The 11,806-nt window shown below is 34.7% G+C and carries 11 protein-coding genes; 8 read left to right on the plus strand and 3 right to left on the minus strand.

The window, feature by feature from the left end:
* The first annotated feature begins 186 nt into the window (after positions 1-186).
* From J7574_RS06560 to J7574_RS06575, 4 genes are all read left to right on the plus strand, one after another.
* Positions 187-639: an Lrp/AsnC family transcriptional regulator gene (locus tag J7574_RS06560; protein ID WP_057116602.1), complete on the plus strand. Its 453-nt coding sequence runs from the start codon at positions 187-189 to the stop codon at positions 637-639.
* A 109-nt stretch (positions 640-748) separates the two neighbouring features.
* Entirely contained in the window at positions 749-1,522 is a 774-nt protein-coding gene (locus tag J7574_RS06565) for a dienelactone hydrolase family protein (protein ID WP_290965953.1), read from the plus strand.
* A gap of 43 nt (positions 1,523-1,565) precedes the next feature.
* Entirely contained in the window at positions 1,566-2,537 is a 972-nt protein-coding gene (locus tag J7574_RS06570) for a DUF3667 domain-containing protein (protein ID WP_290965955.1), read from the plus strand.
* Between the two features lie 8 nt (positions 2,538-2,545).
* A complete protein-coding gene (locus J7574_RS06575) occupies positions 2,546-3,562 on the plus strand; it encodes a M28 family peptidase (protein ID WP_290965958.1) in 1,017 nt (338 codons plus the stop codon).
* A gap of 172 nt (positions 3,563-3,734) precedes the next feature.
* Here the strand turns inward: J7574_RS06575 and rho are convergent, their stop codons facing one another.
* Positions 3,735-5,591, minus strand: a complete 1,857-nt coding sequence (rho, locus tag J7574_RS06580; protein WP_290965961.1) for a transcription termination factor Rho — start codon at positions 5,589-5,591, stop codon at positions 3,735-3,737.
* A 183-nt stretch (positions 5,592-5,774) separates the two neighbouring features.
* Here rho and J7574_RS06585 point away from each other — a divergent pair, with 183 nt between their 5' ends.
* The 3 genes from J7574_RS06585 (at position 5,775) to J7574_RS06595 (ending at position 7,912) form a co-directional block, all read left to right on the plus strand.
* Positions 5,775-6,185, plus strand: coding sequence for a DUF4293 domain-containing protein (locus J7574_RS06585; protein WP_008468670.1), 411 nt, complete (start codon positions 5,775-5,777; stop codon positions 6,183-6,185).
* Positions 6,186-6,332: 147 nt separating this feature from the next.
* On the plus strand, positions 6,333-6,992 hold the full coding sequence (locus tag J7574_RS06590; protein WP_290965974.1) for a response regulator transcription factor: 660 nt from the start codon (positions 6,333-6,335) through the stop codon (positions 6,990-6,992).
* Between the two features lie 11 nt (positions 6,993-7,003).
* Positions 7,004-7,912 (plus strand): ATP-binding protein, encoded by a 909-nt coding sequence (locus J7574_RS06595; RefSeq protein ID WP_290965976.1) that lies wholly within the window; start codon positions 7,004-7,006, stop codon positions 7,910-7,912.
* Position 7,913: 1 nt separating this feature from the next.
* Here the strand turns inward: J7574_RS06595 and J7574_RS06600 are convergent, their stop codons facing one another.
* Positions 7,914-8,408 (minus strand): metallophosphoesterase family protein, encoded by a 495-nt coding sequence (locus tag J7574_RS06600; protein ID WP_290965978.1) that lies wholly within the window; start codon positions 8,406-8,408, stop codon positions 7,914-7,916.
* 236 nt (positions 8,409-8,644) lie between these two features.
* Complete coding sequence (locus J7574_RS06605; protein WP_290965980.1) at positions 8,645-10,561, minus strand: SPFH domain-containing protein; 1,917 nt, start codon at positions 10,559-10,561, stop codon at positions 8,645-8,647.
* 451 nt (positions 10,562-11,012) lie between these two features.
* Here J7574_RS06605 and truA point away from each other — a divergent pair, with 451 nt between their 5' ends.
* Complete coding sequence (gene truA, locus J7574_RS06610; RefSeq protein ID WP_290965982.1) at positions 11,013-11,747, plus strand: tRNA pseudouridine(38-40) synthase TruA; 735 nt, start codon at positions 11,013-11,015, stop codon at positions 11,745-11,747.
* Positions 11,748-11,806: the final 59 nt, after the last annotated feature.

Raw genomic sequence — 11,806 nt, forward strand, 5'->3', positions numbered from 1 at the left:
TAAAAAAAATAATTACTTTTATGAATTCGGAAATGTTGATAAAAATACTTATCGATATTTATCCCAACGTGATTATTCGTTAAGAATAGTACATTGGTAAAATTTATAATATCCCGATAAAATGTTCCATAGGAACTATATAATTCACTAAAAAGAATAAAACAGTTTATAACCCAATTTAAAATAATGGAATTATTAGACGAATTTGATATTAGCATTATTAAGGAATTAGAAAAAGACGGCAGAATGGCTTTTTCGGCAATCGCAGCTAATTTAAAAATATCAAATACGATGGTGCATCAGCGTATTAACAGAATGATTGAGCAAGGTGTCATTGGCGGCATCAAACCTATTATTCAAGAGAAGAAAATAGGTTACGATTGGGCTTCTTTTACAGGAATTACGCTCAACAAAGATTCTGATTCTGATCGCATTATCGAAGCGCTTAAAGAAATACCTGAAATTACAGAATGTTATTATGTAACGGGTTCTTTCACGCTTTACATTAAAATTATTGCTAAAAATCACGAACACATGCGTCGTATTCTTTACGAAAAAATTGACGGAATTCCCGGCATTGCCAAAACCGATTCTATTGTAGAATTGGGTTGCGCTTTTAAGCGAAACATATCTTTATAGAAAAGAAAAACATTCTTTTAAAATATTCGTTACAGACCTCACAAGAATTTAGTTGTGAGGTTTTTTTGTAACATAATATTTCTGATATTTGTTAAAAATTGAAGAAATCATGAAAAATACCATACTCATTTTATTCAGTGCAATCTTATTTTCAAACTTTATGAACGCACAGCTAAAACCTGTAAAATACGCTGAAGGAAGTCAGCAGCTAAATGGCTTGTTTATAAAATCTGCTAAAAAAAGCAGCAACAATCCTGGAATCTTGCTTTTGCCTGCTTGGCTTGGAATTGACAATGCTTCTAAAGGAATTGCAGAAGAATTATCTAAACTAGGTTACAATGTTTTTATCGCTGATATCTACGGCGAAGGAAACTATCCTAAAAATACTGGCGAAGCTGGAAAACTAGCTGGTTTTTACAAAACAAATTACGAAGCTTATCAAAAACGTATCGATGCGGCTTTGAAAGAATTAGTAAAATCTGGAGCAAATGCAGATAATATTGTCGCTATCGGATATTGTTTTGGAGGAACTGGAGTTCTTGAAGCTGCCCGCGGACATCTGAAAGTAAAAGGTATTGCTTCTTTTCACGGCGGTTTAGGAAAAGATGCCAGCAGAAAAACTGAAACCATCCATGCAAAAGTTTTAATCTGTCATGGTGCCGATGATCCGTTTGTTCCTAAAGATGAAATTGCTACTTTCCAACAAGAAATGCGTGACTCTAAAGCAGATTGGCAAATGATTTATTATGCAAATGCTGTTCACTCTTTTACAAATCCAGAAGCTGGAAACGATAACTCTAAAGGTGCGGCATATAATGCGCTTGCAGCTAAAAGATCTTTTGAACATCTACAGCTTTTCTTGAACGAAGTGCTAAAAAAATAAAAACTAAACAACGACACCAAATCAAAACCAACTGAAATAACCAATGTCACACAACAAAATCAGAGAAGACAAAACCTGTTTAAACTGCAGGCACGTTGTAGAGCAAAAATATTGCCCAAACTGCGGACAAGAAAACAGCGATTCCAGAAAAACCTTTCATCATTTATTTGTTCACTTTTTTGAAGATTTAACGCATTACGAAAATGCATTCTGGAAGACCATAAAAAATCTTCTTTTCAAGCCTTCAACACTTACTAAAGAATATCTTTCAGGAAAACGTTTGTCTTATTTAGCTCCTGTTAGATTGTACATCTTCATCAGTTTTATTACCTTCTTATTAATTGCTATGTTTCCTAGCAAAATAAGCGGTGACATTGACAAAAGCGAAAAGGAAATAAATAAAGAAATTAGTAAAGCAACTAAAGATCTAGACATTAAAAAGGAAAACAAGAAGTACTTTACTTTTTTAAATATGAAGAAAATTGATTCTCTTCAGAAATATGGAAGAGAAGATGAAAAGCTTAATGCTAGCAGCTATTGGTTTGCTGAAAAAGCAAGTCATGTCACGGAGAAGTACTCCAAAAAAGAGATTTATGAAAAATTCGTTGACTCTTTCTTTCACAATCTGCCTAAAATTCTATTTATCATTATGCCATTTTTCGCTTTTTTCTTGTGGCTTTTTCACAACAAGAAGAAATGGTATTATTTTGACCACGGAATTTTTACATTGCATTATTTTTCGTTTCTCTTATTGATTTTCCTTATTATGTTTATCATTGACAGAGTAGTCGGTTTATTTGGAGAAAACAGTCCGTTATCTTTTATTTCTGGTATTACGACTTTTGTGGGAAGCATCTGGATGTGTTATTACTTCTACCCCGCCCATCATCGTTTTTATGGCGAATCTAGAATTGTGTCGTTTGTTAAAAGCGTATTGCTCTTTGTAATAAACTCATTTTTTATTCTATTTTTACTAACCTTTTACGTTCTTTACACATTTATTAATTTACACTAACTATAGGAATGAAAAAATTACTCCTTTTATTATTAGTTGTTTCTGCGTATTCATGTAAAACTGCGCAATCAACTGCTTCCAAAGACAATTCTGATCCTTCAAAATATATTAAGGCAATCAGTGAAAAAGATCTTAAAACAATGCTTTATACTGTTGCCTCTGACGAAATGGAAGGCCGAGAAACAGGCTCTAAAGGACAGAAAAAAGCAGGTCTTTACATGATTGACCAATACAAAAAAAACGGAATCTCTTTTCCGAAAGGAGCTAAAGATTACTATCAGCCTATTCCTGCTTCATACTTAAATGCAAAACGCAATCAGAATCTGCCTGATTCAGAAAATATCTGGGCTTACATTGAAGGTTCTGAAAAACCAGATGAAGTTTTAGTAATTTCTGCTCACTACGATCACGTTGGCATTAAAGATGGCGAAGTTTACAATGGAGCTGATGATGATGGTTCTGGAACTGTAGCAGTTATGGAAATTGCGAAAGCTTTCGCGAAAGCAAAAAAACAAGGTCACGGACCAAAACGTTCTATCTTATTCCTACACGTAACTGGTGAAGAGCACGGTTTACACGGATCTCGTTTTTATTCTGAAAATCCGTTATTTCCAATCGCTAATACAATTGCAGACATCAATATTGATATGATCGGACGCCGCGACGTTGAGCATGCAAACACGAATAATTATGTATATGTAATTGGTGCTGATAGATTATCATCTGATTTGCACAATGCTGTTGTAGCTCAAAATGAAAAATACATCAAAATGAACTTGGATTTTAAATTTAACGATCCTAAAGATCCAAATCATTTTTACGAGCGTTCTGACCACTATAATTTCGCTAAACATGGCATTCCAGCTGTTTTCTTCTTCAACGGAGTTCACGAAGATTACCACGGAAAAGGCGACGAACCTCAAAAAATCGAATACGATGCTTTAACCAAAAGAACCAAACTTGCTTTTGTTGTAGCTTGGGATTTGGCTAATAGAGCGGAAAGACCGGTAGTTGATAAAAAATAGTTACAAAGGTTCAAAGTAACAAAGTGACAAAGTGACAAAGATTCAAAGTTTTTTCTTTGAGCTAAAAATAAAATAAAAAAGGATGAGTTTTAACTCATCCTTTTTTATTGGTACAGATTAGAAGCCTTTGTCACTTTGTCACTTTGTTACTTTGAACCTTTGCCCCTTCCTCCTAGTCATTCATAGAAATCAAAAACTCTTCATTATTCTTCGTTTTCTTGAAACGATCGTTTACGAAGTCCATAGATTCTACTGGGTTCATATCTGATAAGTATTTACGCATGATCCACATTCTTTGTAATGTTTTCTCATCTAATAATAAGTCATCACGACGTGTACTAGACGATGTAAGATCGATTGCTGGGAAAATACGTTTATTGGCTATCTTACGGTCTAATTGTAACTCCATGTTACCAGTTCCTTTAAATTCTTCGAAGATTACCTCGTCCATTTTAGAACCAGTTTCTGTCAATGCTGTTGCAATGATACTTAAAGAACCTCCATTTTCTACATTTCTAGCTGCTCCAAAGAAACGTTTTGGTTTTTGCAATGCATTGGCATCTACACCTCCACTTAATACTTTTCCAGATGCTGGCTGAACGGTATTGTAAGCTCTTGCTAAACGCGTAATAGAGTCTAATAGAATCACAACATCATGACCGCATTCTACTAAACGTTTTGATTTTTCCAATACAATATTGGCAATTTTTACGTGCTCTTGCGGTTCTCTATCGAAAGTTGAAGCAATAACTTCACCACGAACACTTCTTTGCATATCGGTAACCTCCTCAGGACGCTCATCGATAAGAAGAACGATCAAATAAACTTCTGGATGATTGGCCGCAATTGCGTTTGCAATATCTTTAAGAAGCATTGTTTTACCTGTTTTAGGCTGTGCAACGATCATACCACGCTGACCTTTACCTATTGGTGAAAATAAATCTATAATTCTTGTTGAAATAGAACTGCCCTTTTCGGCTAGTTTGAATTTTTCTGAAGGAAAAACTGGGGTCAAGTGTTCGAAAGAAACTCTATCGCGAACCACTTGCGGATCGTGTCCGTTAATTTTTAACACACGAACCAATGGGAAAAACTTCTCGCCTTCTTTTGGCGGACGAACCACTCCTTTTACAGTGTCTCCGGTTTTTAAACCAAATAATCTGATTTGTGAAGTTGATAAATAAATATCATCTGGAGAAGCTAAATAATTATAATCTGATGAACGTAAAAATCCGTAACCATCTGGCATCATTTCTAAAACGCCTTCACTTTCAATAATTCCGTCAAATTCAAAATCTGAATCTCTGAAGTTATTGTTATTCTTTTTATTCTTGTGATTAGGGTTTTGGTTGTGATTTCCGTTTCCATTGCCATTCCCGTTCTGATTTTGGTTCTGATTTTGGTTCTGATTCGGGTTTTGATTTTGGTTCTGGTTCTGATTTTTATTCGGATTCGGATTGATCTTTTTTGCAGGAGCAATTTTTGGAGTTTTTTCAGCTGTTTCGGCTGTAGGCTCAGAACTAATTGATTCTGATGGAGATGATTCTGTAACTTCTTCAGCAGCGATTGGTTCTTTTACTGCTTCTTTCTCTTTTTGTTGCGCTACTTTTTTCTCGTATGCCTGTTTGTTGAATTTTCCTCCTTTAGGCTCTTTTTTTACCGCTGGTGTTTTATTTTCCTGTACTGCTTCAGTTGCCGTTTCTGCAATTGGCTGAACTGTTTCAGCAGTATCATTTTTTTGAACAGTTTCCTCTACTTTATCAAATTCTAAAACAGGAGCATTTTTGGTATTTGCTGCTTTTGGTTTTGCTGGTGCAATTCTAGCGCGTTTTGGTTTTTCTTCTTTAGCTTCTGCAACAGCCTTTGTTTGAGGAGCTTCAGCAGGCTCAAGAGTACTTTCCTGGTGTGCTAAAATCTGACTAATTAAAGTCTCTTTTTTGACACCGGTAATCTTTATTGTTTTAGCTAACTTAGCTATTTCTTGAAGCTCAGAAAGCTTCATTTCTTTTAATGCAGAAATATCAAACATGAATATTCTATGAGTTTAATTATTTTAAAGGAAATACTGTAAAAAGAATAGGTAGATAATTAATTTGAATTGACCGCAGTATGAAGTGCTTACGGTATTATGATGCAATAATACGAATAAAATTTTATCATACAATAGTATTTTAAAAAAAGAAAATATATTTTTGTAAAACATTTTTAGACCATGATACAAAGAATTCAAACTGTATATTTATTTCTGGCTTTTGCAGCAACGGGCATTTTAATGCTTTTTGTTCCGCTTTGGACAACTAGTGCAGGAAAGCCATTCTTTTTTATGCAGGATCAGCTTTATACTGTTTTGTTAGGTTTAACAACCATGCTTAGCATTATCAGTATAATTTCATTTAAAAAGAGACAAAATCAGTTTGTATTAAACAGACTGAACATCATATTAAATTTAATTTTATTAGGATTATTTGTATATCGATCACTAAATTTATCTGGAGGGACTGAGGTCTCTGAGAAAGGTATTGGGATGTTCATGCCAATTGTTGCTATCGTGTTATTAGTTCTAGCTAATAAGGCCATCAAAAAGGACGAAGATCTTGTAAAATCTGTAGATCGTTTGAGGTAAACCTATAAACTTAGTTTATTTTGTGCGAAGAAAAACCCGAATCGAAATTCGGGTTTTTTTTATGTCTTATTGTATTATAAATCAAGCTTAAAGAGCACGATATGATGCAATTTGCGTGATAAATTTGTATTTTCAAATTCAAATATCATGACACCAAAAATAAGGATCCATCTTGCAGATGATCATCAGGTTTTAATTGACGGCCTGTCTAATCTGCTCCAAACCGTTTCAAACTTTGAAGTGGCAGGAACTTCCCTAGATGGCACAACTGTTTATGATGATGTTATGAAAGACAAAGCCGATGTCTTGATTTTGGATATCAGCATGCCAAAAAAAGATGGCATAGAAACGCTGAAAGAATTTAACGAAAAACAACTTCCCTGTAAAGTCATTATTTTATCCAGTTATGACGATCTAAAAATCATTAAAGAAGTAATGAAGCTAGGCGCAAAAGGCTATCTTACAAAAAATTGCGCTGGAGAAAATATCATCGAAGCCGTTGAAGCCGTTTATCAAGGACAGGAATATTTTAGCGATGCTGTGAGAGAAAAAATCTTCAACACCTTCAGAGACAATCCAAAACTGAACTCCAATGTAATTATAGAAAATCCGATTTTAAGTCCGCGTGAAATCGAAATCATTACTCTAATCGCTTTAGAATACAGCGGGAAAGAAATCAGCGAAAAACTATTCATCAGTTCCCATACTGTCGAAACACACCGCAAAAACATTATGAAAAAGCTTAATATAAAAAGCACAATCGGTTTGGTAAAATACGCGCTAAAAAACAATTTGATTAATCCTTAAAAATTGCTTTTATGTTTCGTTTTAAATTCTTTATAGCACTGCTTTGGCTTTTTGCATTTGAAGGAATAAGTATTGGACAGCCGAAAGATGGAACAAAAGTTCTGCTAACTGAAACCAGCTGCAAAACACCTATTGTCCATCTTGACAAATCAGAACAGTTGCAAAACAAAAAAATCGTTAGTTTATCTATTATTCTTGCGATTATCATTTTTCTTTTGTTTTACTTTTTATATCAAAACAACATCCTAAAACAGAAAATAAAACGGAAAGACACCAAACAAAAAATCCTTCTTAATATTATTAATTCGGGGATTGACACACAGGAAGTAGAACGTAAAAAGATTGCCTCTTTCCTACACGACAATATCAATTCGCTGCTGTCTTCTGCTGGATTACATTTAAATACTTTCACGACTCAGCATGATATAAAATCAGATGAAATAACGAAAGCAAAAGCTATTCTATCAGAAGCCCACGAACTTTTACGAGATATGTCTCACGATCTTGTCCCGTCACTTTTGGTTCGTTTTGGGTTAATTTATGCCTTAGAAGATTTATGCGAAAAACACTCGAATTCTGCAATTGAATTTGAATTTTCTAGCTCGATCCCAACAAGCAGAAGATATGTTGAAAAATTTGAGATGAAGATTTATTTTATCGTTAGTGAATTATTCAACAACATCATAAAACACAGTGAAGCACAAAAAGCAAACCTTTCATTGATTGAAAAAAAAGACCAGCTTTTCTTGACTATTCATGATAACGGAATTGGTTTTCGAACTCAAAAATTAAAGGATGCGGAAGGTTTTGGTTTAAATAGAATTAGAGCCCGAATCAAAAAGTACAAAGGCACTTTATCTATTGTTTCAAAAGAAAATCAGGGTACGCAGATAAAAATTCAGATTCCGCTGCCTCATTAATTTACTTTGCTCCTATTTCAATAATTTCCAAATCTTTGATTTTATCACCATCGATCACAAATCGAAGCATAGTTCTCACTTTATGAAATCCGCTTTTTCCTGCTGCGCCTGGGTTCATGTGCAATAGATTATTTTTCTTATCGAACATGACTTTTAAAATATGCGAATGCCCGCAGATAAACAATTTTGGTGGATTCAAAGCCAGTTCCTCTCTCACATTCTGATTGTATTTGCCTGGATAACCTCCAATATGCGTAATCCAAACCGATACGTTTTCGCATGAAAATCGATTGTTTAACGGAAATTCTAATCTTGCCTGTGCATCGTCGATGTTTCCGTAAACTGCCTTTAAAGGTTTTAGTTTTTTAATAGCATCTGTAACTGCCAAATCTCCAATATCTCCGGCATGCCAAACTTCATCTGCTTGAGCAACATATTTTAAAATAGTATCATCGATGTGACTGTGCGTATCTGAGAGCAGGAGGATTTTAGTCATTTTTTTTAAGGGGCTAAGGTTCTGAGGTGCTAAGGTACTAAGTTTTTCTTTTTAGAAGCAAAGGTTCAAAGAGACAAAGAGACAAAGGCTTTTTTCAGATTTTTGATTATCGAAACGCACTTTTGTGCATTAAATTTTTGATTGGAAAATTCACAAACAAAAAAACCGATTCACTTTTGTAAATCGGTTTTAAACCTAACAGGTTTTAAAAAACTGTTAGATTTGTTTCAAAATGATTATTGTTTTTTAGGGTTTTTACCTTCTTTTAGATCTTTGGTGTCCATCATTTCCATTAATTTCAATCCTAGTAATCCACTGATAGAGCCATCAGAACCACCGTTTCCTGAAATTAATACATCTGGAATTACTTTGATGTTTCCTTTACCAATTTCTTCGGTTACTTTATAGCGAGTAAAGTTATCTCCTCCCATCGCACTAACTTGCAATTGATATGCTTCTGCGGTTGATTTACCAATTGCCATAATTTTCTCTGCTTCAGCCAAACCTGTTTTTGAAATCTTTTCGGCCTCTGCGCTTGCATTCAGCCTTGTTGCTTCTGCTTGTGCTCCTGCTCTAGCTTTCGTAGCTTCAGCTTCAGCATTGGCACGCATTTTTGTAGCTTCCGCTTCGGCATTTACATTCAATTTCAAACTTGTTGCATCTCCTTCTGCTTTCTTAACAGTTGCATCTGCGGTTCTTTGTGCAATTTCAACACTTTGAGAAGCGCGAACAATTTCTTTCTGCATATCGGCAATTGCGGTTTCTTTTTCCATCCCCTGACGCTGTTCTTGTGCCATTCTTTGCGTTTGATAGGTCTTTTGCTCCTCTTCTGCCAATTTTCTATCGGTTAACGTTTTCATTAACGAATCTGGCGGCACAATGTCTCCAATCAAAGTGTCAACTGCATTAACATTATATTCGTCAAGAACTAATTTAATATGGTTTTTAGCCGATTCTTGACGTTCTTTTCTGGTTGTCAGGAACGAAATCACATCGCTATCTTGAGCTGAGTTTCTGAAATAGTTACCAATTGTAGGTTCCAAAACTTGAGAAACCAAATTATTCATACTTCCAAAACGCGCAATTACTTTTGGTGCTTCAGCAGCCGGAACGTGAATGATTTGCGCAACATCTAAATTGAATGGGAAACCGTCTTTTGAACGCACCGTTATTGTAGATAAATTTTTATCTAAATCATGCGATTCGCTTCTTGCATTTGCCCAGTTTAAGACCAAGTTCGTTGTTGGAACAGGTTCTAGTTTTGTTGTGTATTTATTCAAAGCATATTTCCCTGGTCCGAAAGGTTCCATCCAAACACCTCGCTGTCCTTTTGACACAATATTTCCATGTTTGAAAGTATCTCCGGTAACATCTTGGCCGTCTTCACCTATATAAGAAATTACAACTCCTACATAACCAATTGGCACATCTGTCATTGGATTTTGTTCAATTTGAACTCCCCAAGTATTAATATAATAAGAACCTGCTAACATAACCTGAGGCTGTAAACCACGATTTCCGCCATGTTCTAAAAACTTGTCGAAATCCTGAAAATTATTATGCCCATCAACAAATTTACCAGCAATCTGACCTTGTGGAATCGGCTCTCCGTCAAGTGCAGTCACAATACCAATCATGTTTTCATAAATCTTGATCTGATCTGCAATTACAATTTCAAACAAGAACGTATTAATACGATATGATCCCGTTGTAATAAACGCAGTCTGACGACCTTTTTGCCCTCCATTGTTTAAGAAAGCTGTAGCATCTTGAAAATTGTCGCATTCGACTTTTCTGGCTAAAATTCGTCCAGTTGGAATTTCCTTTCCGTCTTTACTTAAAACCAATCCAATTTTACCCTCTGGAATAATGGCAAATCCCGTCATATCGATTGAATATTGCCAAATCCACATTCCCCAATATAAACCTGGAGCAAGAGTTTGAGCTTGAAAACCTGCTTCTCCTTTTGTTGCAATAATACGTCCGTCAGGCAATGATTTGTCTGCGCCAAACAAAACAAATTTCTTGGTTACCAAACCAATTTTATCTTCAGGAACAATGACCATCCCGAAGAAAACGCGCAAAATAAACTTGTAAAAAAGAAAGGCAAATAAAATTAAAATTATCCACCAATAAGAAGTAATTTCATTCATAGTTTTTGATATTTAGTATCACAAACATAGGAGAAATATGAACTGTTAAAATGCAAAATTTAAAAAAATTAACATTTGGAATTTTCTGCCTAAAAATGTTAAAAAATGATTTTACTTATATCGTTGGAATTGTCAATTTCTGACACGAATTTTAACTGAACAAACTATGATTTGCATTTTGGGTTTTAATCGGTTTTAACAAAGTTCTACGCTTCTGGAACACCAAAGAACAGTATTTTCTTTTTTTGATTTTTAAATTTATATAGAAATCGGATACTTATTATATAGATATAATTTACCAATCTAGAATTAGACGCACTGCAGTGCGTCTCTACAATTAACCACACAGAAAAAACTTAGTCCCGATAACTATCGGGATAGCTCCTAAGAATCTTAGCATCTTCAAAAAAACCTTTGTACCTTTGTGCCTCAGAACCTTTGAACCTCAACTGTGAGATATTTTATTCAATTCGCTTATAACGGAACACATTATCATGGCTGGCAAATACAGCCAAATGCTTCTTCAGTTCAAGAAACCTTAAATAAAGCTTTTTCGGTTTTATTAAATGAGACTATCAGCATTATGGGTGCTGGAAGAACAGATACTGGCGTTCATGCGAGCGAAATGTATGGGCATTTTGATACAGAAAAAACTCTGGATGTTCCGGTTTTAATTCATAAGCTGAATTCCTATTTACCAAAAGACATTGCTATTTTTGACATTATCTTAGTTCACGATGATGCACATTGCAGATTTGATGCGACAAAACGAACTTACGAATATCATATTAATACTGTAAAAAATCCGTTTTTACAGGAATTGAGCTGGTATGTTACGCAGAAATTGGATGTTGGTTTAATGAATGAAGCTGCAAAATTATTGTTGAAACACACCGATTTTCAATGTTTTTCAAAAGTCAATACAGATGTAAACACATTTGATTGCACAATTTTTGAGGCATATTGGAAACAAGAAAACGAAAAACTGATTTTCACTATTTCGGCAAATCGGTTTTTAAGAAATATGGTTCGCGCCATTGTAGGCACTTTAATTAATATAGGTTTGCACAAAATCACACTGGCAGATTTTGAAAATATTATTGCCAGCAAAAGCAGAGAAAAAGCAGGGTTTTCGGTTCCGGCACACGGTTTATATTTAACCAAAATAGATTACGATTATTTATAGCAATAAGCTATAAGCTGTAGGCAATAAGCTCCAAACTTTGCCTAAAGCCTAAAGCCAAA

The sequence above is a fragment of the Flavobacterium sp. genome (assembly GCF_017744675.1).
In the GTDB taxonomy this organism is placed as follows: Bacteria; Bacteroidota; Bacteroidia; order Flavobacteriales; family Flavobacteriaceae; genus Flavobacterium.